General features: G+C 64.7%; 23 protein-coding genes. 12 read left to right on the top strand and 11 right to left on the bottom strand.

Annotated features, from left to right (window positions below; genetic code table 11):
• The first annotated feature begins 44 nt into the window (after positions 1-44).
• The 6 genes from BM388_RS14315 to BM388_RS14290 all read left to right on the top strand — a co-directional run bounded on the left by BM388_RS14315 (position 45) and on the right by BM388_RS14290 (position 8,962).
• Complete coding sequence (locus tag BM388_RS14315) at positions 45-845, top strand: enoyl-CoA hydratase (RefSeq protein ID WP_089851345.1); 801 nt, start codon at positions 45-47, stop codon at positions 843-845.
• A 220-nt stretch (positions 846-1,065) separates the two neighbouring features.
• Complete coding sequence (locus BM388_RS14310; RefSeq protein ID WP_089851342.1) at positions 1,066-2,706, top strand: acyl-CoA synthetase; 1,641 nt, start codon at positions 1,066-1,068, stop codon at positions 2,704-2,706.
• 99 nt (positions 2,707-2,805) lie between these two features.
• A complete protein-coding gene (locus BM388_RS14305; protein WP_089851340.1) occupies positions 2,806-4,524 on the top strand; it encodes an NADH-ubiquinone oxidoreductase-F iron-sulfur binding region domain-containing protein in 1,719 nt (572 codons plus the stop codon).
• A gap of 11 nt (positions 4,525-4,535) precedes the next feature.
• Positions 4,536-7,406, top strand: coding sequence for a formate dehydrogenase subunit alpha (gene fdhF, locus BM388_RS14300; protein ID WP_175535106.1), 2,871 nt, complete (start codon positions 4,536-4,538; stop codon positions 7,404-7,406).
• Positions 7,407-7,487: 81 nt separating this feature from the next.
• A complete protein-coding gene (locus tag BM388_RS14295; protein WP_245781563.1) occupies positions 7,488-7,922 on the top strand; it encodes a methylenetetrahydrofolate reductase C-terminal domain-containing protein in 435 nt (144 codons plus the stop codon).
• Positions 7,919-8,962 (top strand): methylenetetrahydrofolate reductase, encoded by a 1,044-nt coding sequence (locus tag BM388_RS14290; RefSeq protein WP_089851334.1) that lies wholly within the window; start codon positions 7,919-7,921, stop codon positions 8,960-8,962. Before BM388_RS14295 ends, BM388_RS14290 begins: the two co-directional genes overlap by 4 nt.
• 175 nt (positions 8,963-9,137) lie before the next feature.
• On the opposite strand, the gene BM388_RS14285 is transcribed toward BM388_RS14290, so the two are convergent.
• The 5 genes from BM388_RS14285 to BM388_RS14265 form a co-directional block, all read right to left on the bottom strand.
• Entirely contained in the window at positions 9,138-10,829 is a 1,692-nt protein-coding gene (locus tag BM388_RS14285; RefSeq protein ID WP_089851331.1) for a BCCT family transporter, read from the bottom strand.
• 132 nt (positions 10,830-10,961) lie between these two features.
• Positions 10,962-11,822, bottom strand: coding sequence for a bifunctional methylenetetrahydrofolate dehydrogenase/methenyltetrahydrofolate cyclohydrolase FolD (folD, locus tag BM388_RS14280; RefSeq protein WP_089851329.1), 861 nt, complete (start codon positions 11,820-11,822; stop codon positions 10,962-10,964).
• 14 nt (positions 11,823-11,836) lie between these two features.
• Positions 11,837-12,712 carry a formyltetrahydrofolate deformylase gene (gene purU, locus BM388_RS14275; RefSeq protein ID WP_089851327.1) on the bottom strand — a complete coding sequence of 292 codons (876 nt, stop codon included), beginning with the start codon at positions 12,710-12,712 and terminating at the stop codon, positions 11,837-11,839.
• A 140-nt stretch (positions 12,713-12,852) separates the two neighbouring features.
• A complete protein-coding gene (locus BM388_RS14270) occupies positions 12,853-13,407 on the bottom strand; it encodes a methylenetetrahydrofolate reductase C-terminal domain-containing protein (protein ID WP_245781562.1) in 555 nt (184 codons plus the stop codon).
• Positions 13,408-13,583: 176 nt separating this feature from the next.
• Entirely contained in the window at positions 13,584-14,753 is a 1,170-nt protein-coding gene (locus BM388_RS14265) for a glycine cleavage T C-terminal barrel domain-containing protein (protein ID WP_175535105.1), read from the bottom strand.
• A 490-nt stretch (positions 14,754-15,243) separates the two neighbouring features.
• Here BM388_RS14265 and BM388_RS14260 point away from each other — a divergent pair, with 490 nt between their 5' ends.
• From BM388_RS14260 to gltS, 4 genes are all read left to right on the top strand, one after another.
• Positions 15,244-16,173 carry a LysR family transcriptional regulator gene (locus BM388_RS14260; protein ID WP_089851324.1) on the top strand — a complete coding sequence of 310 codons (930 nt, stop codon included), beginning with the start codon at positions 15,244-15,246 and terminating at the stop codon, positions 16,171-16,173.
• 354 nt (positions 16,174-16,527) lie between these two features.
• Positions 16,528-17,238, top strand: a complete 711-nt coding sequence (locus tag BM388_RS14255; protein ID WP_089851321.1) for an IclR family transcriptional regulator — start codon at positions 16,528-16,530, stop codon at positions 17,236-17,238.
• Positions 17,235-18,185: a formimidoylglutamase gene (gene hutG, locus BM388_RS14250; protein ID WP_245781561.1), complete on the top strand. Its 951-nt coding sequence runs from the start codon at positions 17,235-17,237 to the stop codon at positions 18,183-18,185. Before BM388_RS14255 ends, hutG begins: the two co-directional genes overlap by 4 nt.
• Before the next feature lie 84 nt (positions 18,186-18,269).
• Positions 18,270-19,475, top strand: coding sequence for a sodium/glutamate symporter (gene gltS, locus BM388_RS14245; RefSeq protein ID WP_089851319.1), 1,206 nt, complete (start codon positions 18,270-18,272; stop codon positions 19,473-19,475).
• Between the two features lie 96 nt (positions 19,476-19,571).
• On the opposite strand, the gene BM388_RS14240 is transcribed toward gltS, so the two are convergent.
• The gene (locus BM388_RS14240) at positions 19,572-19,859 is read right to left on the bottom strand and encodes a sll1863 family stress response protein (protein WP_089851317.1); all 288 of its coding nucleotides are present in this window, start codon (positions 19,857-19,859) and stop codon (positions 19,572-19,574) included.
• A gap of 187 nt (positions 19,860-20,046) precedes the next feature.
• On the opposite strand from BM388_RS14240, the gene BM388_RS14235 reads away from it, so the two are divergent.
• Positions 20,047-20,376, top strand: a complete 330-nt coding sequence (locus tag BM388_RS14235; protein WP_089851315.1) for a DUF427 domain-containing protein — start codon at positions 20,047-20,049, stop codon at positions 20,374-20,376.
• Between the two features lie 108 nt (positions 20,377-20,484).
• Here BM388_RS14235 and BM388_RS14230 read toward each other — a convergent pair whose 3' ends face one another.
• Both BM388_RS14230 and BM388_RS14225 read right to left on the bottom strand, forming a co-directional pair.
• A complete protein-coding gene (locus tag BM388_RS14230) occupies positions 20,485-21,501 on the bottom strand; it encodes a TauD/TfdA dioxygenase family protein (RefSeq protein WP_089851313.1) in 1,017 nt (338 codons plus the stop codon).
• Positions 21,502-21,675: 174 nt separating this feature from the next.
• Positions 21,676-23,883: a heavy metal translocating P-type ATPase gene (locus tag BM388_RS14225; protein ID WP_089851311.1), complete on the bottom strand. Its 2,208-nt coding sequence runs from the start codon at positions 23,881-23,883 to the stop codon at positions 21,676-21,678.
• A 134-nt stretch (positions 23,884-24,017) separates the two neighbouring features.
• On the opposite strand from BM388_RS14225, the gene BM388_RS14220 reads away from it, so the two are divergent.
• Positions 24,018-24,497 carry a MerR family transcriptional regulator gene (locus BM388_RS14220; protein ID WP_089851309.1) on the top strand — a complete coding sequence of 160 codons (480 nt, stop codon included), beginning with the start codon at positions 24,018-24,020 and terminating at the stop codon, positions 24,495-24,497.
• 14 nt (positions 24,498-24,511) lie between these two features.
• On the opposite strand, the gene BM388_RS14215 is transcribed toward BM388_RS14220, so the two are convergent.
• The 3 genes from BM388_RS14215 to BM388_RS14205 form a co-directional block, all read right to left on the bottom strand.
• Positions 24,512-25,507 carry an ion transporter gene (locus BM388_RS14215; RefSeq protein WP_089851307.1) on the bottom strand — a complete coding sequence of 332 codons (996 nt, stop codon included), beginning with the start codon at positions 25,505-25,507 and terminating at the stop codon, positions 24,512-24,514.
• A gap of 90 nt (positions 25,508-25,597) precedes the next feature.
• Positions 25,598-26,104, bottom strand: a complete 507-nt coding sequence (locus tag BM388_RS14210; RefSeq protein WP_245781560.1) for a 5'-methylthioadenosine/S-adenosylhomocysteine nucleosidase — start codon at positions 26,102-26,104, stop codon at positions 25,598-25,600.
• Between the two features lie 277 nt (positions 26,105-26,381).
• Positions 26,382-26,701, bottom strand: a 320-nt coding sequence (locus BM388_RS14205) for an integrase core domain-containing protein (RefSeq protein WP_139233950.1), incomplete at its 5' end; no start/stop codon positions are given.

Genomic DNA, 26,701 nt, shown 5'->3' with positions numbered 1-26,701 from the left:
ACGATAAAGAGCAGTTAATCAGCCATCTCTGGCGGGAGTCATTTATGAATAACAGTCAGTCTCCAGAAAGTGTTCTTCTCAGGGATGACAAGGAAGGGGCCGTCTATCTCACGTTGAATAGACCGGATAAATTCAACACGCTCTCCGAAGCAGTGCTTGCCTCATTGCAGCAAGAGTTGGATGCGATCGCCGCCGATCCCGCTGTCCGCTGTGTGGTGATCAAAGGTGCAGGGCGAGGGTTTTGCGCCGGCCATGACCTGCGGGAGATGCGTGCAAATCCCGACCATTCCTATTACCAGGAGCTGTTTCGCAACTGCAGCCGGGTGATGAAGAGTGTCGTCGCGCTGCCGGTGCCGGTTATCGCCCAGGTCCAGGGCATGGCCGTGGCGGCGGGGTGCCAGTTGGCGGCCAGCTGCGATCTGGTCATCGCCGCCCAATCGTCCAGCTTCGGGGTATCGGGCATCAACGTGGGCCTGTTCTGCTCGACCCCCGCCGTGGCGCTGTCACGCAGCGTTTCTCCCAAGCGGGCGTTCGACATGCTGGTGACCGGAGAATTTATCGATGCGGATACGGCATTGGAGTGGGGGCTGGTGAGTGCCGTCGTCGCGGATGCCGATCTGGATGCCGCCGTGGCCGATAAGGTGGAGACGATCCTTGGCAAGAGTCCTGCGGCCGTGCGCTTTGGCAAGGCCATGTTTCATCCTCAGCGTCAGATGGCGTTGGCCGACGCCTACGACTTTGCCGGCAACGTGATGGCCGAGAACATGATGAGCCCGGACGCAGGCGAGGGAATCGATGCCTTTCTTGCCAAGCGCAAACCCGTCTGGGAACAGCCGGGCCGCTAGCGCCACGGTTCGCGGCAGATAGCCGTAGTGCCGGTCAGGCCGTGGTTCCTATGGACGCGTGGCCGTTGATAGGGGGAGCGACTGATAGGAATGGTGATTGATAGGGATGGTGAGTGATAGGGGTGATGACAGATGAACAGCTAATGGCTTGGTACGGCCGTCGCGCCGATTGAAAGGTTGGATTGCAAACCCTTACTTAAAAAATAACAGGGGTAAGACCATGAGTGAAACCTGCCATTACAATGATGCTCTCGAGAAAAATGCGGCGAATTATGTCTCGCTTTCACCCTTGAGCTTCATCAGACGGGCGGCCGCCGTATATCCCGACAGGACGGCGCTGATCTACAACGAGACCCGTTACAGTTGGCAGCAGACCTATGCCCGCTGCTGTCGACTAGCCTCCATGTTGAGGCAATTCGGCGTCAACAGAGGCGATACGGTGGCCGTCATGCTGCCGAATGTCCCCGCCATGTACGAAGCTCACTTCGGCGTACCCATGGTGGGCGCCGTGTTGAATGCGATCAACATCCGCCTCGATCCGGAGGCGGTGGCCTTTATTCTCGAACATAGCCGCTCGCGCCTGCTGCTGGTGGATCCTGAGTACGTTGACGTGGTCGAAAAGGCCCTGGCCCGGTTGGAAGGGCCGGCGCCCACGGTGATCAACGTGCCTGATCCGAGCCAGGGCGTTGAGCGCGCCATCGGTGAGTTCGACTACGAGACGCTGCTGGCCGATCAGCCGGTGTGGGAGGAGTGGCAGTTACCCGCCGACGAGTGGGACGCGATTGCGCTGGGTTACACCTCGGGCACCACCGGCAACCCCAAGGGGGTCGTCACCCACCATCGCGGCGCCTACCTGAACGCGACCAGCAACGTGCTGGCCTGGAACCTTCCCGCCTCGGTGGTCTACCTGTGGACCCTGCCGATGTTTCACTGCAACGGTTGGTGCTTCCCGTGGACCTTGGCGGCCATCGGCGGTACCAACGTCTGCCTGCGGCGCGTGGACCCCGAGCAGATTCTCAAGCTGATCGGGCAGCACGGGGTGAGCCATTTCTGCGGAGCCCCCATCGTCCACGCCATGATCGCCGATGCGGCCGATGCGTCGCAGGCGATGATCGAGCACAGGGTCTCCGGGCTGATCGCCGGTGCGGCGCCGCCTGCATCCGTGTTCAAGCGGATGGAAAAGATCGGCATCGAACTCACCCACGTTTACGGCCTGACGGAGACCTATGGGCCCGCCTCGATTTGCGTCAAACAGGATGGCTGGGATCAGCTTCCCCTGGAGGAGCGGGTCCGGCTCAATGGCCGTCAGGGCGTGACGTATCCACTGCAGGAAAGCATCGCGGTGCTCGACTCGGTCACGCTGGACCCCGTCCCCGCCGACGGCCAGACTGTTGGCGAGATCATGTTCCGCGGCAATATCGTCATGAAGGGCTACCTGCGAAACGAAGCCGCCACCCGTGAAGCCTTCGCCGGCGGCTGGTTCCACTCCGGTGACTTGGCGGTGATGGAGCCGGATGGCTACATAAAGATTCGTGATCGGCTGAAGGACGTGATCATCTCGGGCGGGGAAAACATCTCCTCACTGGAGGTCGAGGACATCATCCAGCGGCACGCCGATGTCGAACAGGTGGCGGTCGTGGCGATGGCGGATGCCAAGTGGGGCGAAGTTCCCGCCGCCTTCGTCCAGCTGCGCCCTGGCAGCGAGCTGAGCGAAGGCGAGTTGATCGGTTTCTGCCGGGAGAATATCAGCCGTTTCAAGGTGCCCAAGAAGGTCGTCTTTGGCCCGCTGCCCACCTCCTCGACGGGGAAGATCCAGAAGTTCCAGCTGCGCCAGCGGCTCGAGACCGGCCCGTCGGACTGAATCGCTCAGGAACCAAGCGTCGAACAGCCCACCGCCCCTGCCCAGAACGAGAGCGAACACGCAGGTAGGCAAACGTCCACCGAGAACAACGAGCCCGCCATGACCGTCGAGACCCTCACTCCCCAGCGTCGTTTCCGCGGCAAACCACGTGGCCGTGACCTGCCCCCGGTCGCCCTGGCCGCGCTGCGCCAGCTGCTCGGTGACGAACGCCGCGACCCTGGGCGGCAGCGCCGAGACCTGCTGATCGAGCACCTGCACGCCATCCAGGATGCCCATGATCACCTGTCGCTGGTGAGCCTTCGGGCGCTGGCCACCTACATGGACCTGCCCATGGCGGCGGTCTACGAGACGGCGACCTTCTATGCCCACTTCGACGTGGTGCATGACGACCAGGCGCCGCCGCCGGAGGTGACGGTGAGGGTCTGCGACTCGCTGTCATGCCAGCTGGCCGGTGCCGCGACGCTCAAGGCGGAACTGGAAGCCGGTGTCGATCCTCAGGCGGTGCGCGTGGTGAGGGCGCCCTGTATGGGCCGCTGCGATACCGCACCGGTAGTGGAAGTGGGGCATCACCATGTGCTCTACGCCACCCGCGAGGGCGTCGAATCGGTGGTCGATACCGGCCACTTCCAACCCGAGGCGATTCACTGGCAACGCCTCGATGGCTACCGGGAGCAGGGCGGTTATCGGTTGCTCGCCGACTGCCACGAGGGCCGCGTGACGGTCGAGACACTGATGGAAGCGCTCGAGCGGGCCAACCTGCGCGGCCTGGGCGGTGCCGGCTTTCCCACCTTCAAGAAGTGGACGTTCGTGCGCCAGGAGCCGGGTCCGCGCTATTGCGCGATCAACGCCGACGAGGGCGAACCCGGCACCTTCAAGGATCGCTATTATCTGGAGCGCGCACCGCATCGCTTCCTCGAGGGGGCACTGATCAGCGCCTGGGCGGTGGAGGCCTGTGCGCTCTATATCTACCTGCGTGACGAATACCCCGGCCTGCATCGGGTGCTCGGCGAGGCGATCGCCGAGCTCGAGGCCGCGGGCCTCGCGACGCCGGGCTATATCGTGCTGCGCCGGGGAGCCGGGGCCTACATCTGCGGTGAGGAGTCGGCGATGATCGAGTCGCTGGAGGGGAAGCCGGGCAAGCCGCGCCATCGCCCGCCCTTCGTCGCGCAGAAAGGGCTCTTCGGCCGCCCGACCCTGGTCAACAACGTCGAAACCGTGTATTGGATTCCCGAGATCTGGGACAAGGGCGCCGACTGGTTCGCCGGTCACGGTCGCCATGGTCGCAGTGGCCTGAGAAGCTTTTCCCTCTCGGGGCGGGTCAAGCGCCCCGGCGTTCACCTGGCACCGGCGGGCATCACCCTGAACGAGCTGATCGAGGAGTACGGGGGCGGCATGGCCGACGGCCATCGCCTGGCCGGCTATCTGCCGGGCGGCGCCTCGGGGGGGATCCTGCCCGCCAGCAAGGCCGATATCCCGCTGGACTTCGATACCCTGCAGGCCGAGGGCTGCTTCATCGGCTCGGCCGCGGTCATCGTGATCTCCGACCAGGACGAGCTGCGCGCGGTGGCAGCCAACCTGCTGGCCTTCTTCGCCGATGAATCCTGTGGTCAGTGCACGCCCTGCCGGGTCGGCACCGAGAAGATGCTGAGCCTGGTCGAGCGCCCCGAATGGGATGTCGAGCAGCTCCAGCGACTCTCGCAGGTGATGATGGACGCCTCGATCTGCGGGCTGGGCCAGGCGGCGCCCAACCCGGTGCTGGGGCTGCTCAAGGATTTTCGCGACGAGCTCGCCGGCCAGCACGTGATCGTCAGGGGGTAGCGGAGATGAACATGACAGAACCGAGTGTGAAGGAAAGCTTCACCCTGACCCTGGATGGCACAGAGGTCGACGCCCATCCCGGCGAGACTCTCTGGCAGGTGGCCAAGCGCGCCGGCGAGACCATTCCGCATCTGTGCTTCAAGGAGGCCCCCGGCTACCGGGCCGACGGCAACTGTCGCGCCTGCATGGTGGAAGTGGAGGGCGAGCGTGTGCTGGCGGCGAGCTGCCTGCGCGAGGCGGCGCCCGGCATGGTGGTCAAGAGCGCCACCTCCGAGCGGGCCCGCGTATCCCGGGAAGGGGTGATGGCGCTGCTGATCGCCGACCAGCCCGAGCGCGACGCTGGCCCCGACCGCTCGAGCCACTTCTGGGCGATGGCCGACCTGCTGGCCATCGACGCCGGCGCCGTGCGTGAGCGGCTGCCGGCGCGGGCCGAGCGAGAGGCGCCCACCGTCCACCATGTCGCCGAGCGGGCGGGGTCCCTGCCCCATGCCGGCGGCCACGACACCACCCACTCGGCCATGAACGTCAATCTCGATGCCTGCATCGAGTGCAACCTCTGCGTGCGCGCCTGCCGCGAGGTGCAGGGCAACGACGTGATCGGCCTGGCCCACCGCGGCGCGGCCTCGAAGGTCGTCTTCGACTTCGACGACCCCATGGGCGACAGCACCTGCGTGGCCTGCGGCGAGTGCGTCCAGGCCTGCCCGACCGGGGCGCTGATGCCGGCGACCCTGATCGACGCCACGGGGCGCGGCGACTCGAAGATCGCCGATCGTACCGTCGACTCCGTCTGCCCCTATTGCGGCGTGGGGTGCCAGCTCACCTATCACATCAAGGGTCAGCACGCCGAGGACGAGCGGATCCTCTTCGTCGAGGGACGTGATGGTCCTTCCAATCAGGGCCGGCTATGCGTCAAGGGCCGCTTCGGCTTCGACTATCCTCGCCACCCCTCACGCCTGACCACCCCGCTGGTCCGCCGTCCCGGCGTGCCCAAGGGGCTCGACCCCGACTTCGACCCGGCGCGACCGCTGAGCCACTTCGTTGAAGCGAGCTGGGAGGAGGCGCTGGATCTGGCCGCCGGGGGGCTGGTGGACCTGAAGGCGGCGCATGGCCCCGACGCCCTGGCCGGTTTCGGCAGCGCCAAATGCTCCAACGAGGAGGCCTGGCTGTTCCAGAAGCTGGTGCGCACCGGCTTCGGCTCCAACCATGTCGACCACTGCACCCGGCTATGTCATGCCAGCTCAGTGGCCGCGTTGATGGAGTGCATCGGCTCGGGCGCCGTGACGGCTTCCTTCATGCAGGCCCTCGAGGCCGACGTGGTGATCCTCACCGGTTGCAACCCGACCATCAATCATCCGGTGGCGGCCACCTACTTCAAGCAGGCGTCCAGAAACGGCACCAGGCTGATCATCCTCGATCCCCGCGGTCAGGCGTTGGATGCCTACGCCCACCGCAGCGTGCGCTTCACCCCGGGCGGCGACGTCTCGCTCTACAACGCCATGCTCAACGTGATCGTCGGCGAAGGCCTGTACGACGAGGCCTACATCGCCGAGCACACCGAGGGCTTCGAGGCACTCAAGGCCCATGTGAGCGACATGACCCCTGAAGCGATGAGCGGGCTCTGTGGCATCGACCCCGACACCATTCGCGAGATCGCCCGAGAGTACGCCACCGCCGATAAGGCGATGATCTTCTGGGGCATGGGCATCTCCCAGCACGTGCACGGCACCGACAACGCCCGCTGCCTGATCTCGCTGGCGCTGGCCTGCGGCCAGACCGGCCGCCCCGGCACTGGCCTGCACCCGCTGCGTGGCCAGAACAACGTCCAGGGCGCCTCGGATGCCGGGCTGATCCCCATGGTGCTGCCGGACTACCAGCCGGTCGGCGACGCCCAGATTCGCGCCGCCTTCGAGGAACTGTGGAACACGAAGCTCGAGGAAAGACCCGGGCTCACCGTGGTGGAGATCATGGATGCGATTCACGCAGGCCAGATCAAGGGCATGTATATCCAGGGCGAGAACCCGGCGATGTCCGATCCCGACCTCCACCATGCACGCGGAGCGCTGGCCAGGCTCGAGCACCTGGTGGTGCAGGATCTGTTCGTCACCGAGACGGCCCAGTTCGCCGACGTCATCCTGCCGGCCTCGAGCTGGGTGGAGAAGGACGGCACGGTGACCAATACCAATCGCCAGGTGCAGCTCGGCCGCGCCGCCGTGGCGCTGCCCGGTGAGGCACGGCCCGACTGGTGGATCCTGCAGGAGATCGCCCGGCGTATCGGGCTGCCCTGGGACTATGCCCACCCCCGCGAGGTGTTCGCCGAGATGAAGCGGGGCATGGCGTTGCTGGACAACATCACCTGGGAGCGACTCGAGCGCGAGAACTCGGTGACCTACCCCTGCCCGGCAGAGGATGCCCCCGGGGCCGATGTGGTCTTCTCCGAGAGTTTCCCGCGAACGGGTGGCAAGGCGAAGTTCGCCCCCACCCGACCGCTGCCGCCGGATGAGCCCGTGGATGAGGCCTTCCCCACGGTGCTGATCACCGGGCGTCAGCTCGAGCACTGGCATACCGGATCCATGACCCGACGCAGCCAGGTACTCGACGCCCTGGAGCCCGAAGCGGTGGCCAGCGTGTCGCCGAGTGAGCTGCTGCGACTGGGACTGCATCCCGGGGAAGCGCTGACCATCACCACCCGGCGTGGGGCGATCACGCTCAAGGCGCGGGTCGATCCGCTGATGAGGGAGGGCATGGTATTCGTGCCGTTCTGCTACGTGGAGGCCGCGGCCAACCTGCTGACCAACCCGGCGCTGGACCCCGACGGCAAGATTCCCGAGTTCAAGTACGCGGCCTGTCGCCTGGGGTCCGCCACGACGGCTCAGGCAGAGTGAGGACACCGCCTCTCAACGAAGAAGGACAACGGCATGTATAGGATGCGTCGCTGGGTGGTTCGCCATTCCAGAGCCTTCGAGATGATCTATCGACGCTTCGAGCCGGTGCTGGTCAAGCTCGCCCCGGTGTGGAGGCGACTGGGTTACGAGCGTATCGAGGCGCCGGTGAGGTCGGTGGAAAAGGCCGTCAAGGGAGCGCTCTTCGATTGCCAGATGTGCGGTCAGTGCGTTCTTTCTGATACCGGCATGTCCTGTCCAATGAACTGTCCCAAGTCACTGCGCAACGGCCCCTGTGGCGGGGTGCGTGCCAATGGGCACTGCGAGGTGAAGCCGGAAATGATGTGCGTCTGGGTCGATGCCTGGGAAGGAAGCCGTCGGATGAAGCACGGCGATCGCATCCATGCGGTTCAACTGCCGGTCGACTATCGCCTCGAGGGAACCTCTTCCTGGCTTCGCGTGGTTCGCCAGCAGGATGGTACGTCCTCTTCAACCGCCAAGAGCGAGACAACAAAATGAAGTTCGATGACGAGCCCGTACCGGGCTACTCCCTGCCGATCCTGCCCGGCCATGTGTCCCCCGGGCGACTGGAGCGTGTGCTGCGGGCGGGCAAGTTCGCCGTTACCAGCGAGATCGACCCGCCGGACTCTGCCGACCCGGCAGAGGTGCTCAAGCGTGCGGCCATCTTCGATGGCTACGTCGATGCCATCAATGCGACGGATGGCTCTGGCGCCAACTGCCACATGTCCAGCGTCGGCGTCTGCTCGCTGCTGACCCGGGTCGGCTATGCCACCATCCTGCAGATCTCGTGCCGTGACCGAAACCGCATCGCCATCCAGGGTGAGATCCTCGGTGGGGCGGCCATGGGCGCCTGCAACCTGCTGTGTCTGACCGGTGACGGTGTGCAGGCCGGTGACCATCCCCAGGCCAAGCCGGTGTTCGACCTCGACTCCATGTCGCTGCTCGAGATCGCCAGGGCGATGCGCGACGAACAGCGCTTCGATAGTGGGCGACACATCGCGGTGCCCCCGCGGATTTTCCTCGGTGCCGCCGAGAATCCTTTCGTGCCGCCGCTGGACTGGCGACCGCATCGCCTGGCCAAGAAGGTGGCCGCAGGCGCACAGTTCATCCAGACCCAGTACTGTTTCGATATCGAGCGGTTGCGCGAATTCATGCTCAAGGTGAACGACCTGGGCCTGCTGGAAGGTCCAGACCGTGTCTTCATCCTGCCCGGGATCGGGCCGCTGGCCTCGGCGCGCAGCGCCCGCTGGATCCGCGCCAACGTGCCCGGGGTGCATATTCCGGACGCGGTGATCGCGCGACTCGAGGGGGCGGAGAATCAGAAAGAGGAGGGCAAGCAGCTGTGCATGGATCTGCTCAATGAGATCCGTGAGATTCCGGGCGTCAGCGGTGCCCACATCATGGCCTATCGCCAGGAACACACCGTGGCGGAGATCATCAAGGCCACCGGCGTGCTCGAGGGCCGCGTGCCATGGTACCCGGGACGCGACGACCCGAAAGAGCTCAATCCCGAATCCTCCGAGGCCCTGCTGAGCTAGAGGCAGGGCATCGCGAGCGGGTAATGGAAACGCTGGCGACCTGCCAGCGTTTTCGCTGCAGGTGGCGCAGGATCGTTGACGCTTCCCACCTAGATGCTTCCCACATAGACAGAGCGAAGAGCGGAAACGACGACGTCCCCAGGTGGGGACGTCGAAGAAGGGAAGAAAGACGCAGTCAGTACGTTTCCGCGAGCCTCACGGCGCGATGTTCCTCGCACAGGCCCTTGACCATGCCATAGCACGCCACCAGCAAGACGAAGGTGAAGGGCAGGGCGGTAACGATCACCGCCGTCGCCAGCGCGTTCAGGCCGCCGCCCAGCAGCAGGGCGATGGCGATGGCACCTTCGATGAGGGCCCAGAAGATACGCTGTGGCTTGGGCGCATCGATCTTGCCGCCGGCCGTGATGGAGTCGATCACCAGCGAGCCGGAGTCGGAGGACGTGACGAAGAACACGATCACCAGCACGATGCCGATGAAGGAGGTGATCTGGGACAGAGGCAACTGGCTGAACACCTCGAACATCTGCAGTTCAAGAGCCGCGGCCATGGCGCCCTGGTAGTTGTCGGTGATCACCTGGTCGATGGCTGTGCCACCTAAGGCGCTCATCCACAGCACCGTGATAATCGACGGCACCAGCAGCACGGCGATCAGGAATTCACGGACAGTGCGGCCTCGGCTGACCCGGGCGATGAACATGCTGACAAACGGTGCCCAGGAGACCCACCAGGCCCAGTAGAAGGTGGTCCAGCCCTGGCTGAAGTTGGCGTCCTCACGGCCGAAGGGCATGGAGAGCGCCGGCAGGTTGACCAGGTAGCTGCCCAGGTTCTCGAAGAAGCCGGTGGCGATCAGCAGGGTCGGGCCCACGGCGATCACGAAGGCCAGCAGCAGGAAGGCCAACACCATATTGAGCTGGGAGAGTCGCTGCACGCCCTTCTCGACGCCGGCGACGACCGATACCAGCGCGACCAGGGAGATGCCGATGATCAGCACCACCATGGTGACATTGGTGTTGGGAATGCCGAACAGGAATTCCAGGCCCGCTGCGGCCTGAGTGGCGCCGAGGCCAAGCGACGTGGCCAGGCCGAAGAGAGTGGCGAATACGGCCAGAATGTCGATAGCGTGGCCTGGCCAGCCCCAGATGCGCTTTCCAAGGACCGGATAGAACACCGAGCGCATGGTCAGCGGCAGGCCCTTGTTGAAGGCGAACAGCGCCAGGGCCAGGGCCACCACGGCATAGACTCCCCAGGCATGCAGGCCCCAATGGAAGATAGAGGCGGACAGGCTCAGCGAGGCGGCGGCGGCCGGGTCACCCGCAGCGGCGCCCAGTGGTGCCCAGTCGGTGCGCACCCCGTTTTCCACGGTGATGCCGCCCATGGCGCTGCCGAAGTGGGTCAGCGGCTCGGAGATCCCGTAGAACATCAGGCCGATGCCCATGCCCGCGGCAAACAGCATGGAAAACCAGCCGATATAACTGAATTCCGGCTTGGCATGGGCTCCGCCTAACCTGACCCGGCCCATGGGCGTGAAGATCAGCACGAACGCGAGCAGCAAGAAGATGTTAGCCGCCAGCAAAAAGAACCAGGACAGGTTCACGGTCAGTAAGGTGAAGCCGGCATTGAAGATCGGCTCCACGTAGTCCTGCAGCGCCAGCGTGATGATCACGAATGCCAGGACCGTCAGCGAAGAGATGGTGAAGACCTTGCCATGTATGTCGACGCTGATGCCGAACTTGGTAGTCGCGAAGTTGTCCTGGCCTATCACGTAATTGGTATCGATGAGGTTCGACGGCCCTTCTGGTGCCGGGATGCCCCGGGAGCCGCCGGGTTCCGATTGATGGGCACTGTCGTCGTTGGGATTATTATTCACTTTATATTTCCCTTTCAGTTTGTCGGTCGTTGAGCGTGCGTGCGTTAGTTAGCACCGGTGGTTTGATCAGAAATATCGAGGCCTCGGTGCGGGTCGCCACCTTCCTGGTGCCAGCGGCGGCAGATCTAACGGTCAGGACAACTGATGCCTGGCGGCACGTGTCGTATTCAACAGCAGGCAGGCTATCGTCATCGGGCCCACGCCACCGGGCACCGGCGTAATGGCACCGGCGACCTGAGCGACCGATTCAAAATCCACATCACCCACGAGCTTTCTCTTGCCGTCGACATCAATGGCGTTGATACCGACATCAATGACCGTGGCACCCGGCGTGATCCAGTCGGCGTCGATGAACTTCGCCCGGCCAACGGCGGCGACAACGATATCGGCATTGCGGCACACTGCTTCGATGTTCTTCGTTCGTGAGTGCGCAATAGTGACCGTGCAGTTCGCCTGTAACAGCAGTGCAGCCATCGGCTTGCCCACAATATTGGAGCGTCCTACCACCACCGCGTTTTTACCACTGAGATCCGGATGGACCTGACGCAGCATGATCATGCAACCCTGTGGCGTGCACGGGACGAGCGAGGGGCGCCCGGAAGCGAGTGCCCCGACATTCAGTGGATGAAAGCCATCGACATCTTTATCCGGATGGATGGACGCTATCACCTCATCCTCGTCGAGTTGCGGTGGCAGTGGCAGCTGCACCAGGATGCCGTGCACACCGGGATCATTGTTTAGAGAGTCGATCAGCTCATTCAGGGCATCCTGAGTGGTATCGGCATCGAGGCGGTGCTCAATAGAACCCACCCCGGCCTCCGTTGCCCGCTTCACCTTGTTTCTCACATACACCTGGCTGGCGGGATCCTCTCCCACCAGCACGACCGCCAGGGTCGGCACGATGTCATGCTCGGCCCTGATCGACTCGACTTCAGAGGCAACCTCTTGCAACACCTGAGCCGAAATCTGCTTTCCGTCTATGAATTGAGCCATGATGACCTCTGTTTCTATTTGAAAATAATGGTCTTGTTGCCCGAGATTAATACACGGTTTTCTGCGTGCAGTTTTACGGCGCCGGCGAGCGCCCTCATTTCGGTGTCTCGGCCAAGGGAAACGAGTTCATCGGGGTAGTAGGCGTGACTCACCGGCAAGACGGACTGTTCGATGATCGGGCCTTCATCCAGATCGCCGGTCACATAGTGCGCAGTGGCGCCGATCAGCTTTACACCACGCTCATATGCCTGATGATAAGGTTTGGCACCTTTAAAGCCTGGCAGGAAGGAGTGATGGATGTTGATGGCCCGGCCGTGCAGATGCTGACAGAGATTGTCGGACAGTATTTGCATATAACGTGCCAGTACCACCAGGTCAGTGCCTGTCTCGTTGATGATGTCGAGTAGCTCAGCCTCCTTTTCCGCTTTGGTTTCTGCTGTTACCGGTAGGTAAATGAAACGAAAGCCTTCACGCTCAGCGATCGATTGAAGATCCATGTGGTTGGATACGATCGCGGTGATCTCTATATTCAATTCACCCTTGTTATAACGGTAAAGAAGATCAACCAGGCAGTGGTCAAACTTGGATACCATGATCAATACTTTTGTCGGGAGACTCGCGTCGTACATGCTCCACGTTATGCCATGCTTTTCGGCCAGGACATCGAAGCCGTCGTAGATGTCTTGAAAAGTATGGCTGGAGTCAGTGGTGATGTTGAACAATGTCCGCAAAAAGAACTGGTCGGTGATCTTGTCGTCGAACTGGGAGAGTTCCGCGATATAGCCGCCGCGCTCTGTCAGATAGGATGCGATGCCGGCAACGATGCCCGGTGCAGTCTTGCAGTTGACGGTGAGTACGTATTGGTTTGAGTAGTCCACGAATTTTTTCACTAGAAAGCCTTTGTGTATTGATGTTTGTTAGTTGACTCGCCAGATGGTAGTTACAAGTCTTTCGTTTTTTCCGTCTTGCAGAGCAGACCGCCTGGCGGTTTTTTCTCCATTGCGGTCTAGGTCTACATCACTATTTCAGCTCACTCATGTTCTTGTTGTGTATCTGAAGCATTACGCGCCACACGCAGCCAGGATGAGCTTCCCTTGAGACTGTGGTCCACTGGCAGTTGCACTACATGGATCTGTGCGCCGCCCTTCATTTTCTGACTCCCTTCCCAGGCTTCGACCCAGACACATCGCATCTCGGGATTAACTTCGCAATTCCCGCTCTGCTGTACACCACCACAAGGACCGTTGCGCAACGACTTGGGGCAGTTCATGGGACAAGACATCCCGGTGGAGCTGAGGATGCACTGACCACACATCTTGCAATCGAACAGCAGCTCCTTGCTGAACTTCTCCACCACACTTACCGGCTTTTCTGCGCGCTGGTAGCCTATCGACTTCCAAAGCGGCTGCAATTTGACGATCACCGGCTCGAATGTTCGGTAGATGCGCTCAAAGAACCTCGCGTGTCGCACAACCCAATGACGAACGGGATACATATACCTCTCCTTTACTACGGCATCACGACGGTGGAGGTAGTTATCGACCCCTGAATCCGTGAGGTTTTTAACTTTTAAAGTCAATAGCATGAGCTTCTTCTTTGCCTCGGGTGATGGTTTTTATTCAGACGAAGCTTTGTTAACGAAGGAGCCTTATTGACTTCTCACGGATGCAGGTGTTTTTTAATGAACTCGTTGTTCTTGGATTGCCACGGTGTGTTATGGCAGTGCTCGAAAACTCCAAGGCAAGAAGAGTTTTTCTTTCTTCAAGAAGATGTGGCTTTCTGCTTTTTGGGGTCGAAGAAAGGCTTTTCGACGACAGTTGCCTGCACGATTCCGGATTCGGCAGGAATGTCTAGCGTCGTGCCAATCTCTGAATGTTCAGTATCAACCATGGCCAAGGCAATGTTCTGCTCAAGACGCGGTGAATAGACCGCAGACGTCACTTTTCCGACGGGCTTGCCGTCTTTTGTAAGCGCCCAGAACCTGGTGTTGGGTTTCTTGAGGGGTGCCATGTCAATACGCAGGCCAACTTCCTTGCGGCTCACGCCATTTTCACGAATTCGCTTTAATGCGGCTTTACCGATAAAGTCAGCATCCATATCCGGGTTAACCAGACGGTCCATGCCAATTTCATAAGGATTGGTGCTGATATCCGCGTCAGCGTGATAGGAGAGCATCCCACCTTCGATGCGGCGAATCGTAGAGGTGTGACCAGGCTTCAGCCCGAAGGGCTCACCTGCCGCCATGATCTTTTCCCAGAGCTCATCCCCGCGGGTGCCATCACGCAGATAAAGCTCATAGCCAAGCTCGCTCGACCAGCCGGTGCGCGAGACGATCAACGGAATGCCGTCGAGTTCGAGCTCGCGCAGCCAGTAGTAGCGAAGATCCATGACGCTCTCGCCGAAGAGCGCCTTCATCACTTCGCCCGACTTCGGGCCCTGCAGTTGCAGCGGGGAAACATCGGGTTCGCCAATGCTGACATCCATCCCGGCATGAACCGCAACCCCCTGTGCCCACAGCAGGATGTCGGTGTCAGCCAGCGAGATCCAGAAATGATCTTCTGCCAGCCGCAACAGGATGGGGTCGTTGAGAATGCCACCGTCTTGATTAGTGATCAGGATATACTTGCACTGCCCGACCGCCATTTCCGACAAATCACGCGGAGTCAGGCTCTGCATGAACTTTGCGGCATCCGGCCCCGTGATTTCGACCTGCCGTTCGGCGGCAACATCGCAAAGGATCGCATCATTCACGAGATTCCAGAAGTTCTGTACAGGATCTCCGAAGTCACGTGGGATATACATGTGGTTGTATACCGAAAACCCTTTGGCGCCCCACCGGACCGTAGCGTCAAAGTAGGGAGACTTTCGGATCTGTGTCCCGAATCCAAACTCATCATCTTTTTCAATGTTGATGGGGGCATTGGTTGTCATTTTTGTGTACCTTCGGATAGGAAGTTGAACAGGGTGCTTTAACTCACCGACTCGGCCCGCTCAATATAGCCGCGCATGGCATCGCAAAGCAGCCTAAAGCATCGGTTGCAGCAGACAAAACGGACCAACTTTTCACCGGATGCGGACCTTTTGGTTCCGCGCTCCTCCGCGGAGGGGAGTGTGTCCCCGTATCCGGCCCGCAGCGCGCCGTGCGGGGCGTGTCGATCAGCCTCTGCAGGGAGGCCGGTCGCTTTCAGGCCCAGAGGCAGGGCATCTTCGGCCGGCCAACAACTCCCCGTGGAGGAGAGTCTGGAGGTTTTCGCTGCTGAAGCAGTCATAACCAGGCTTTGCGCCTGATAGGGTAGGTGATGAGGGGGTGGGCCAGCCGTTTGGTCGCGGTCTGGTGTTTATAACGGCAGTGTTTATAGTGACCGTTACGCGCGTCACTCGGAAGTGCCAGTGGCCCACCGCCAACTTGCGAGCACTGTTCATGCTACGACTCCCGTCCCTGATCTCACTGTCCTATTTCGAGGTCGCCGCGCGAACCAAGAGCTTCGCTGCGGCGGCCAAGGAACTCAACGTCACTCCGGCGGCGATCAGCCATCAGATCAAGGCACTCGAGGAATATCTCGGGGTTCCGCTTTTCGTCCGCCACCACCGGCGCGTCAGCCTGACCCCGGCCGCGCGTGCGGCCCTGCCGGAGCTGCATGAGGGATTTCAGGCCCTGAGCAGCGCGGTAGACAAGATTCGCTCCTACGGCGAAGAGCGCCTGATCGTCACCGTGTGCTCCGAGCCCCTGTTCGCGACCAAGTGGATCGTACCGCGGTTGCACCGTTTCTACGCCATTTGCCCGGAGGCCGAGGTGCGCTTGCAGGCCAGCCTGCACACGGTGGACCGAGCCCGTGATAGCGTCTTCGGGGTGAGCGAGCTCAAGCGCTCCGGGATCGACGTCTCCGTTCGCCTCGGCTATGGAAACTACGCGGAGATCACGCCGCAACGGCTGATGGGGCTGGAGCTGGTGCCCATGTGCGCCCCCGAATTGGCCACCACCGTGACCGACATCGACACCCTTCGCCAACAGCCTTTGCTGTGTGACAGCACCCTAACCCGCTTCGACGAGCCGTGTGATTGGAAAGCGTGGTTCAAGCAGCAGGCATATGAGGTCGGCGCCTTCCGGGAACTGCGTTTTGGTAACGGACTGCTGGCCCAGGAGGCCGCCGTCGCCGGTCAGGGCATTCTGCTTGGCAGTCGGGACCTCCACCAGGCGGAGCTGAATGCCGGCAAGCTGAAGGTGGTGTGTGATAGGCCACTGAACTGTGAACAGGCGTACTACGTGGTGAGTACGGTCACAGGCCAAGAGCGATCGATCGCCGCACAGTTTCGTGAATGGTTGCTCGATGAGGCGAACAAGCCGGTGTGAGTGCAACCCTGACGTGATCTTCGCCAAGTCTGAAACGGGCCCCAGGCGAGGGTCCAGGCATGAGAATCCTCGGCAGGGCAGCGAGGATGAATGCTGTCTGCACTACCTTTCCCCCTTCCTTTCCCATCCGGGGCAGCGCCGCTCCGCCCCCGGCGCTCGCTCCGCCGTCGCGCGTAACCCTCTGATCTACCCTCCGAAACCGTCGTTCGATGCACGCCTCGAGCGGCATATTTGCATCGACTCGCGGCGCGACTACAACCAAAGTATAGTGCTCAGGATTATCATTAATTGATAACCGTTTTTTGGATCGCCGATTTTCTTGCGTATCGTTTATCAAATTATGAGGTGAGAGCCATGGGTCCTTCCGATCGAATGCTGGCGCTGCTGTGCTGCCTGGCCAATCAGGGCAGGCCGATGACGGTGAAGTCGCTTGCCGAGCTGACCAGTCAGCCGGTCTCGACCGCCTATCGGCACCTTCGCCAGCTGCTGGCCTGGGGCATGGTCAGCGAGCGCGAGGGGGGCACCTATGCGCCGGGCCCCCAGGCGGTGCGCCTGCAGCAGGGCTTCGAACAGCGCAACGACCTGCTGCAGTGGGCGCGGCCGGTGCTCACGGAGCTGACCGACATCACCCAGGAGAGCTCGGCGCTGCTGATGGCGGTGCGCGATCACGCCCTCTGCGTGGAGATGATCGACAGCCCCCAGCCGCTGCGCTGCTGCTATCACCGCGGCCAGGTGCAGCCGCTGCTGAAGGGCGCCAGCGCCCGGGCGCTGCTCGCCTTCATGAGCGAGGAAGAGCGCGAGATGGCGCTGACGCTGCGCACCGAGGCCGAGCGCGACGAGGCCCAGGCCGGGCTCGAGAGCATCCGCGCCGAGGGCGTCGCGATCAGCCTCGGCGAGATCGACCAGGGCGTCTGGGGCGCGAGCGCCCCGGTCTTCAACGGCCGCGGGCGGCTCAAGGCGGTAATCAGCGTCATGGCGCCGGAGGCCCGCACCCGGCAGCGAACCGCGTGGCTCGCCGAACAGACACGCCAAAGTGCACAGCGATTGGGAGAACTCCTCGAGTGATTCAGGACCAAGCAAACGACGCGCGGATCTCGCCCTGGCAGGGTCGCGTCGACAGCGAAGAGGCCGGTAATTCGCGGCGCTGGCACCAGGTCGTGCGGCCGGTGGCCGAGGCCGAGCAGCCCGGGTGCGCGCTGGTCGGCTTCTGCTCCGACGCCGGCGTGGCGCGCAACAAGGGTCGCGTGGGCGCCAGCGAAGGGCCCCTGGCGATGCGCCGCCAGCTCGCCAACCTGGCCTATCACCTGGAGTCGCCGCTCTATGACGCCGGCGATGTGGTCTGTGAGGGCGACGCCCTGGAAGAGGCCCAGCAGGCCTTCGCCAAGCGCGTCACCGGCCTGCTGGATCAAGGCCATCGGGTGATCGGCCTGGGCGGCGGCCACGAGATCGCCTTCGCCAGCTTCTCCGGGCTCTTCGAGCACGCCCGCCGTCAGGCGCGCCCGCCGCGCATCGGCATTCTCAATCTGGATGCGCACCTCGACCTGCGCCAGTCCGAGCGGGCGAGCTCCGGCACGCCGTTTCGCCAGTGCGCCGAGCTCTGCGAGCAGCACGGCATCGAGTTTCGCTACACCTGCCTGGGCGTCAGCCGCACTGGCAACACCGAGGCGCTGTTCGAGCGTGCCGAGGCGCTGGGCGTGGAGTGGGTGCTGGACGACGCCTGCCGCTCCATCGCCAGCCCCGAGGTCAAGGCGGCGCTCGGCCGGCTGCTGGCCCGGGTCGACGTGGTCTACCTGACGATCTGCCTGGACACGCTGCCCGGCTGGATCGCACCCGGCGTCAGCGCCCCCGCGGCCCGCGGCATCGAGCTCGCCTTCGTCGAGGACGTCATCGACTACCTGGCGGCGCGCACCGCGCTGCCGATGGTCGACGTGGCCGAGCTCAACCCGAGCCTGGACACCGAATCGCGCACGGCGCGCGTCGCGGCGCGCCTGGTGGAGCGGCTCGCCCGCTGATTCTCATCTCATGATCCAAACCGCCTCATAGCGGTAACAACCACTCGGACCGCCACCTGGCGGCAGCAAGAACGGAGCATCGCCATGCACTTCTCCCTGGATGCCGTGACTACCACGGCACTGGCCCTGCTATTGCTCGCGATCGGGGCCGGCCTCAAGCGTCGCCTCAAGTGGCTGGAGCACTTCTGCGTGCCCACGCCGGTGGTCGGTGGCTTCGGCTTTGCCCTGCTGGCCTGGCTGCTGCGTGACCTGGGCCTGGTCACCTTCGAGCTCGACACCGCGATGCAGAGCCCGCTGATGATCGCCTTCTTCACCACCGTGGGCCTGGGTGGGAGCCTGGCGCTGCTCAAGAAGGGCGGCAAGGCGCTGGGCGTCTACCTGGTGGCCTGCTGGCTGCTGGCGCTGATGCAGAACGGCGTGGGCATCGGCATGGCGAGCCTCTTGGGCCTCGACCCGCTGATCGGCCTGATGGCCGGCGCCACCTCGCTCGAGGGCGGCTTCGGCGCCGCGGCGGCCTTCGGCCCGGAAGCGGAAGCGCTGGGCGCCCAAGGCGCCACCACCGCGGCCATCGCCTCGGCGACCTTCGGCATGATCATCGGCGGCGTGATCGGTGCGCCCATCGCCCGCTGGATCATCGATCGCCGCCAGATTCCGATCGAAGCCGAAGACGTGCATGACCTGGAGAAGCTGACCGCCGAGGAGCGCCCCACCGTGGCCAGCATCGACGGCCCGATGCTGCTGCGCGTGCTGGCGATCGTCGTGCCGATCATGGTGCTCGGCCTGTGGTTCAAGGAGAGCCTGGCGACGCACCTCGGCATCATCCTGCCGAGCTACGTGGGCGCCATGTTCGTGGCGATCGTGCTGCGCAACCTCAACGACCGCTTCCACTGGGTCAGCATGCCCGACAACGCCCTGTCGAGCCTCGGCGACGTGGCGCTCGGCGTGTTCCTGACCATGGCCATGATGAACCTCAAGATCTGGCAGCTGCAGGAGATGGGCGGCTCGCTGCTGCTGATCCTGCTGGTGCAGACCCTGGCCATCGTCTTCCTCGGCGTGTTCGTACTGTTTCGCCTGCTCGGCCGCAACTACGACGCGGCGGTGCTCACCGCGGGCTTCATCGGCCATGGCATGGGCGCCACGCCGAACGCCGTGGCCAACATGAGCGCCGTGTGCGAGCACTACCGCGTGATCTCCCACAAGGCCTTCATCATCGTGCCGCTGTGCGGCGCCGTGCTGATTGATATCGTCGCCATCCCGGCCATCACCTGGTGCCTCAACGCCTTCGCCTGAGGCCATCACCAGGGCTATCCGGTGAGCAAAAAGCGACGCCCGCCGACCGCGAGGTCTGGCGGGCGTCGTGCGTTCGGTGCACGTTAGCGGGCGGCTCTACTTGAAGCGCGAACGCGCCTTCTCGATCGCGTCGCTCAGCGACTCCCAGGCGCGCTCCGCACCGGCACGGATGTCGTCCCAGGCCTCGTCACCGGAGTGGCGCAGCTCCTCGAGCTTCTTGCGCATCTCCTCGCGGCGGGCCTCGAGCCGGTCGATCTCTTCCTCACGGTCGATGCGCGCATCGGCATCGGCGCTCCGGGCGCGGGCCTTCAGCTTCTCCACCTCGGCCTGCAGCTCGTCCAGCTTGGCGCGCAGCTTCTGCTCGTAGGCGTCTCGATTACTCATCGGATGCTCCTTCCATTGAGAGGGCGGGGTACCCTGAGGATAGCCCGCTCTCGGAGTGTTACCCCAAGACCTGCGTGCGAGGTCGCGGCGTATCAAGGGCCGAGGCGGCTTTCTTCTCGGTGGTGCGCTCGTCCTTGGTCGACGATGTTACGCTGCGGGAGACGAGACACCACCACAGGGAGCGCGCATGAACGATACGTCAGAGCCCCGCATCACCCTGCATCCGCACGCCCGCCGGGTGCGGGTCGTCATCGACGGCACCTTGATCGCCGACACCACTCGCGCCATCGAACTCCGCGAGACCGGCTACCCGCCGCGCCAGTACTTGCCCCGCGACGACGTGCGCATGGACTTGCTCACGCCCTCCGAGACCACGACCCACTGCCCGTTCAAGGGCGATGCCAGCTACTTCGCCTTCGGCGAGTACGAGGACGTGGCCTGGAGCTACGAGAACCCGCTGGCAAGCATCCAGGAGATCGAGGGAAGGGTGGTGTTCTACCAGGGCGTCAGCGAATGACCGCTGGGGGCCCGGAGTGGCCGTGAGCACTCCGGGCTAGATCCTTTTTGCGCGATCAGTGCGTCAGCCGTCGGTTAACAGCTGCTGGTATTGGCCGTTGCGCGTGCCTCAGTTCTGCATCGGCACGCCATCGGCCCACCGAAAACCGATGCCGCCGCCCTTCCAGACGCCTTCCCCGAGCGGGTTGGGCCCCTGGATATCGACGTGTTGCGGCAGGCCGAAGCCGGGGGCGAGGTCCTGCACGCCGCGCACGGTGCTGCGGTGCATGATGCGCAGGCCCTGCTCCTCGGCGGGCAGGTGGGCCTCGGGGGCGGCCCGGTGCGCCACGGCGAGGTTGTCGATGAACACGCAGTCGTTCTCCTGATACTCGAAGGCGATGGCATAGCCGTTCTCGAGCCCCGCATTCAAGATATCGTTGTACTCGTGACAGAGCCGCTTCAGCTCGTCTTCGTTCAACAGCCGGAAGGCGTCCTCATCGGGCAGCTTCTCGATTACCGCGCCGGTCATGCCGAGGTGCAGCCAGACGCAGCGGCGCCCGGTGATGGGGTGCTCGTGCACCACGGGGTGAACGGTGCCCGAGGCCGAGTTCACCGAGGAGAGCCGGCTCCAGAATTCCTGGCGATCCTCGGGGAGGGCGTCATAGGCCGCGCCCTGATGGGCGAAGTAGGTGCCGCCGCCTTTCTCGGCCGGGCGGATGATGTGGTAGCCCGAGTGCGAGAAGGTATCCGCATTGAAGCTGCCGTCGTTGTGCCACTGCGGCCCCACGTCCTGGATGCCGTGACGCTGATCGTTCGAGAGGCGAAAGATATGCGGGTTGCCCCCGGGAGTGGCCGGGTGCACGCCGTGGGTGCTGTGCAGCTCGCGGCCGCCCCACCAGCAGCTGGCGCGCAGGAAGTCGTCGGCGGCCAGCGGCGTGTCGTTCTTGAAGACGAGAAAGCCGCGGTTCGCCATCTCGCGCTCCAGGGCGTCGAGCACCTCGGGCGGCGGCGCGTCCTTGGCGGAGAGATCGATGCCCCGCACCTCGGCGCCCAGCGGCTCCAGCGGGGTGATGGTGCCACCGAAGGCTTCGATGGCGGCGACGCGGGTGGGATCGAGCGGCGGAATCGTCGGGGAGCGGTGGGTCATGCGGGCCTCCCTGGGTCTGTGGCGATGGCATAGGCGATGCCAGAGGAGGAGGGCGCCGCGGGCGCTATCGTGAGGGGGCGGCGCCGTCATCCGATCACAGGATGAGTGTGTGGATCATGCTGACAGACACCTTCCCGTATGCCAAACGCGCCCGGCATGGGCCGGGCGCGTGCGTCACGACGCGGCCGCAGCGGGGCGCGCCTCCGCCGGGGCGGGCCCCGGCGAGAAGCGGTAGCCCAGCAGGCGCATGGCGTTCAGCGTCACCAGCACCGTGGCGCCGGTATCCGCCATCACCGCGATCCACATGCCGGTGATGCCGAGCGCCGTGGTCACCAGGAAGACCGCCTTCAGGCCCAGCGCCAGGGCCACGTTGGTCTTGATGTTGCGCAGCGTGGCCCGGGAGAGGTCGATCAGCTCGGCGATGCCGCTCACGCGATCCTTGAGCAGCGCCGCGTCCGCCGTCTCCAGGGCCACGTCGGTGCCGCCGCCCATGGCGATGCCCACCTCGGCGGTCGCCAGCGCCGGGGCGTCGTTGATACCGTCGCCCACCTTGCCGATCGGCCCCTCGCCGGCGGCCTGCCACTCCCGCACGCGATGGGCCTTGTCGCCGGGCATCAGCTCGCCGTGGGCCTCGATGCCCAGCTGCTCGCCGATGGCGGTGGCGGTGCGGGCGTTGTCGCCGCTGAGCATCACCGCCCGCACGCCGAGGCGCTCAAGCGCCGCCAGGCCGTGTCGGGCATCGTCGCGCGGCTCGTCGCGCACGGCGATCAGCCCCAGCGCCCGCTCGCCCTCGACCAGTACCGCGAGGCTCTTGCCGGCCTGCTCCAGCTCGGCGATGCGCGCGTTGAGCTCGTCTCCCAGGGCGACCTGCTCGGCCAGGTGGCGCGGTGTGATCAGGGCGAGCTCACGCCCCTCGACCCGACCGGCGACTCCGCGCCCGGCCAGGGCGCGGCTCTCGCTCGCCCGCGGCACCGAGAGGCCCTGGCGCTCGGCGTGGGCCAGGATCGCCACGGCGATGGGGTGGCTGGAATCGCGCTCCAGCGCGGCGGCGAGGCGCAGGATCTCGCCCTCGTCATGCCCGGCGACCAGGGTCGCCACGTCGGTGACCCTGGGCGCGCCCGCGGTCAGCGTGCCGGTCTTGTCCAGCGCCACCAGCCTGAGCTTGCCGAGCTGCTCCAGCACCGCGCCGCCCTTGATCAGCAGGCCGCGGCGTGCGCCGGCCGAGAGCCCGGCGGCGATCGCCGCCGGGGTCGAGATCACCAGCGCGCAGGGGCAGGCGATCAGCAGCAGCGCGAGGGCGCGGTAGATCGACTCCGACCACGCCATGCCCGCGACCAGCGGCGGCACCACGGCCATCAGCAGGGCGAGCCCGATCACCGCCGGCATGTAGTAGCGCGCGAAGCGGTCGATGAAGCGGGCGACCGGCGCCTTGGCCGCCTGGGCCTCCTCGACCAGGCGGATGACCCGGGCGATGGTGTTGTCCTCGGCGCGCCGCGTCACCTCCACCTCCAGGGCCGCCTCCAGGTTCACGGTGCCGGCGAAGACGTCGTCGCCCGGCTCCCGCGAGCGCGGCACCGACTCGCCGTTGATCGGCGACTCGTCGAGCTCGGAGGCGCCGGCGAAGATGCGCCCGTCGCAGGGCACCCGGTCGCCGGGGCGGATCAGCACCCGCTGGCCGGGCGCGAGGGTGGCGGCCGGCACCTCGCGGGTGTCGTCGCCCTCCAGCAGCCTTGCCGTCGAGGGCGTGAGGTCCGCCAGCACCGAGATGCTGCGCCGCGCCCGGGAGGCGGCCACGCCCTCCAAGAGCTCGCCCACGGCGAACAGGAAGACCACCACCGCGGCCTCGGCGGCGGCATCGATGGCCAGCGCCCCCAGGGCGGCGACGCTCATCAGCATCTCGATGGTGAAGGGGTTGCGCTGCTTCAGCGCGCCCCAGGCGCCCTGCACGATGGGCACCAGCCCCACCGCGGTGGCGGCGACGAAGGGCCACTGGCCGAGCGCCGGCCAGGCCAGGCGCAGCGCGAAGGCCAGGACGAGCAGGCCGCCGGTGACCAGCACCAGCCGCCCCTTGGCCGTGCGCCACCAGGGCGCCGGGGCGTCCGGCGCGGCCGCCTCCTCCTCGCTGATCAGGCGGTAGCCGAGCTCATGAATCGTGCGCTCGATGGCGGCGTTGGAGGGCGCGGACTGCTCAGGGGTGTGTGGAGGCGGATGTGGAGAAAAGTGCAGCTTGACTGACCCGGTGACCGAGCTGGCCGAGACCTCCGCGATGCCCTCCAGGCGACCCAGCGCCGACTCGACCTTGCGCTCGCAGCCGCCGCAGTCCATGCCCTCGACGCGCAGCGTCAGGGTCGCGGCGGTGGATGGGGATGCCGATGTGGCCATGGCGGGGCTCCTGTCGGTGGGGTAGTGTCTGAAGCATAAACCCTGTAGCAACTACAGGTTCAAGTGGCGGTCTGAGGTGGAAGCCCCCCATAAACAGGTCCGAGTAAAAACATCCCTGCATAGAGGAGATCCCCATGACGGAGACGCCCAGCCTCGGCATCGGCGCGCTGGCCCGCCGAGCCGGCTGCCAGCCGGAAACCGTGCGCTACTACGAACAGATCGGGTTGCTGCACGCCGCCGCGCGCACCGAGGGCGGCCAGCGCCGCTACGGCGAGGAGGCCGTGCGGCGACTGACCTTCATCCGCCACGCCCGGGACTTCGGCTTCTCGGTGGAGGCGGTGCGCGAGCTGCTGGCGATGTCGGACCGCCCCGACATGTGCTGCGACGAGGTCGACGCCCTCGCCAAGCACCACCTGGAGGAGGTGGAGTCGCGGCTGCAGCGGCTCGCCGCGCTGCGCGACGAGCTGAAGCGGATGATCGGCCAGTGCGCCGGCGGCAAGGTGGAGAGCTGCCGCATCATCGAGGTGCTCAGCGACCACCGGCTGTGCGACAGCGACACCGCCCACGGCGGCGCCCACGACCTGGGCGAGCCGCCCACGGCGCGGCGCAGCTGAGGGCGCCTACTGGCCTACTGATAGCGGTGCTGCCAGCCCTTCACCGCGATCTGCTCCTTGAGCAGCTCCAGCATGTCCACCAGCACCTGCTCGGTGATCTGTTCGGTCTGCGGGTCGGTGCGCAGCCAGGCATCGAAGCCGCTCTCGGCCAGGTGCTCCACCAGGGCGGAGAACTCCGCCGACTTGAGGCCCGCGAGGGCCTCGTCGACCAGGCGACAGGCCAGGTCCGAGAGCGAGGACTCGAGCCCCCGGGTCAGCTGGCCGCCCAGCGGCAGGCGTCCGAGCCGCTTGAGCTCCGGGCTCTCGGCCAGGGTGCGGCCGACCAGCCCGCGCACGTAGCGCAGGGTGTCGTCGCGGTTGTGGGCATAGGCGTCGCCCGCCATGGCCTCCAGCCGCTGGCCGATCTCGCGGATCAGCGCCTGCTTGCGAGGCTGCACCACCCGCTCCATCAGCGGGGCGGAGACCCCGTCGCTCTGGCGGATCTCCCGCTGCACGTTGTCGAGCATGCGCAGGGCGATGCGGTCGGTGAGCTCCTCCAGCAGGATGTCGTAGTACTTGGCGACCACGGAGTAGAGGTACCAGCGGCGCACGTCGATCAGCCCCATGCGCTGCAGGCGGTGCAACAGCGAGATGACGCGCAGGATGCGCAGCAGCCGAAAGCCGCCCAGCGGGATGCAGCCGAGCACGTCGTACCAGTGCACGAAGGGGTAGAAGAACCAGCGGTGGTAGTGCCGCTCGGCGATGGCCACCGCCCAGCCCAGCAGCACGTCGAGCAGGAAGATCGACACAAACGCCAGGTCGATGGTGAGGAAGTTGGCATGGATGTGACGCTCGTAGGCGGCGTGCAGGCCGGGGGCCACGGCCTCGAAGGCGGCGTTCAGCGGCGGCAGCAGGTAGAGGCTGTCGAACAGCAGCAGGGCCAGGTTGGCGATCACCAGCACGATGATGAGCAGGTCCCACACCAGGTGGACCCGCTCCAGGGCGGGGGAGGTCGTGCGGGTGGCGGGCATTTCTACTCTCCTTTGGCGGGGCGCATCCTCCCCCCCAGCCTAGAAGCTCGGTGCCCGGGCGGCACTGACACGGCACCCCGGGCCCGGCCCTCAGCGCGTCAGCAGCCCCTCCCGGATCGCCGCCTCGAGGCGGTCCACGGCGCCGGCCAGCTTCTCGTCGATGATGTGGAGATACTCCGTCCAGTCGTCAATATGGTTCAGCTCCGCCTTGCCGTCGGAGATGCCGCGCAGCACGACCAGCGGCACCGCGAAGCGCGTGCAGGCGCGCAGGCCGGCGTAGCTCTCCATGTCCACCATGTCGGCGGCGATGGCGTCATAGGCCGCGCCCGATACGATATCGGCGCCGGTCGAGAGCGTCGCCTCGCGAATCCCCGGGATGCGCAGCGGCAGGGGCAGGGTGGCCGGCAGGTCGAGGAAGGGGGTGACGCCCGTCGCGAAGCCGAGCGGCGTGGCGTCCATGTCGCGGTAGGCGACCGAGGTCGCCTGGTAGACCTCGGTCTGCTCCAGCGCCCGGCTGCCTGCCGAGCCCAGCGACACCACCATGTCCGGCAGCCGCCCACGCGCCTCGAGCCCCGCCAGCGCCGCGGTGAGTTCCACCGCCGCCTCCACCGGCCCACGCCGGTCATGAAGGGCGTGAAACGCTTCCGAAGATGCGGGCCGTACTCAGGCTCAGCCGCCATCACGAAGAGGATCGACCGGCCGCCCAGCTCCGTCAGCGGCGCCGGTGCGCCTGGTGTCTGGTTCATCCCGAGAGTCTCCCGCGGCCCAATAAAGCCACCATCATGGCGGGCAGGGGCGCAGGCGCCAAGTGCGCGGTTGTCTGTTGGTAGCGAGCGAGGCTTGGTCAGGCGAGGGCGAACCTAGACGAATTGACCTAAGTGTCGGGTCCCGTGTGATTGACCACCCGCTTGGTAAATAACTCAGGTCGCTTGGCCTGCCATTCCTTCATCACCGCAATCGGTGATTGATGGTGCAGCGCCTTCTGGGGAATGTGGTGATTGTATAGCCACGTATAGCGTTTCAGCGTCTGCTCCAGATCTTCTCCTGAGGTATAGCGCCTTGTCGCTAGCACATCGCTGATGCGGCCATTGAAGCGCTCCACCATGCCGTTCGTCTGCGGCCTTCCCGGCTTGATCAGACGATGTTCGATACCATCGGCCTGGCACTCTTGGTCAAATGCATGGTTCCCGCTGG

Source organism: Halomonas saccharevitans, assembly GCF_900116405.1.
GTDB classification, from domain to species: Bacteria; Pseudomonadota; Gammaproteobacteria; order Pseudomonadales; family Halomonadaceae; genus Halomonas; species Halomonas saccharevitans.
This window is presented reverse-complemented; position numbering and strand designations above follow the sequence as displayed.

Bases quoted from the DNA above. Each gene is read 5' to 3' on its own strand.
- BM388_RS14235 (WP_089851315.1), top strand. From the start codon at position 20,047: ATGAACGATACGTCAGAGCCCCGCATCACCCTGCATCCGCACGCCCGC.
- fdhF (WP_175535106.1), top strand. From the start codon at position 4,536: ATGACAGAACCGAGTGTGAAGGAAAGCTTCACCCTGACCCTGGATGGC.
- BM388_RS14315 (WP_089851345.1), top strand. From the start codon at position 45: ATGAATAACAGTCAGTCTCCAGAAAGTGTTCTTCTCAGGGATGACAAG.
- BM388_RS14270 (WP_245781562.1), bottom strand. From the start codon at position 13,407: ATGCTATTGACTTTAAAAGTTAAAAACCTCACGGATTCAGGGGTCGAT.
- BM388_RS14255 (WP_089851321.1), top strand. From the start codon at position 16,528: ATGGGTCCTTCCGATCGAATGCTGGCGCTGCTGTGCTGCCTGGCCAAT.
- BM388_RS14265 (WP_175535105.1), bottom strand. From the start codon at position 14,753: ATGACAACCAATGCCCCCATCAACATTGAAAAAGATGATGAGTTTGGA.
- BM388_RS14290 (WP_089851334.1), top strand. From the start codon at position 7,919: ATGAAGTTCGATGACGAGCCCGTACCGGGCTACTCCCTGCCGATCCTG.
- BM388_RS14215 (WP_089851307.1), bottom strand. From the start codon at position 25,507: ATGCCCGCCACCCGCACGACCTCCCCCGCCCTGGAGCGGGTCCACCTG.
- gltS (WP_089851319.1), top strand. From the start codon at position 18,270: ATGCACTTCTCCCTGGATGCCGTGACTACCACGGCACTGGCCCTGCTA.
- BM388_RS14295 (WP_245781563.1), top strand. From the start codon at position 7,488: ATGATCTATCGACGCTTCGAGCCGGTGCTGGTCAAGCTCGCCCCGGTG.
- BM388_RS14305 (WP_089851340.1), top strand. From the start codon at position 2,806: ATGACCGTCGAGACCCTCACTCCCCAGCGTCGTTTCCGCGGCAAACCA.
- BM388_RS14310 (WP_089851342.1), top strand. From the start codon at position 1,066: ATGAGTGAAACCTGCCATTACAATGATGCTCTCGAGAAAAATGCGGCG.
- BM388_RS14220 (WP_089851309.1), top strand. From the start codon at position 24,018: ATGACGGAGACGCCCAGCCTCGGCATCGGCGCGCTGGCCCGCCGAGCC.
- BM388_RS14230 (WP_089851313.1), bottom strand. From the start codon at position 21,501: ATGACCCACCGCTCCCCGACGATTCCGCCGCTCGATCCCACCCGCGTC.
- BM388_RS14225 (WP_089851311.1), bottom strand. From the start codon at position 23,883: ATGGCCACATCGGCATCCCCATCCACCGCCGCGACCCTGACGCTGCGC.
- BM388_RS14260 (WP_089851324.1), top strand. From the start codon at position 15,244: ATGCTACGACTCCCGTCCCTGATCTCACTGTCCTATTTCGAGGTCGCC.
- BM388_RS14240 (WP_089851317.1), bottom strand. From the start codon at position 19,859: ATGAGTAATCGAGACGCCTACGAGCAGAAGCTGCGCGCCAAGCTGGAC.
- folD (WP_089851329.1), bottom strand. From the start codon at position 11,822: ATGGCTCAATTCATAGACGGAAAGCAGATTTCGGCTCAGGTGTTGCAA.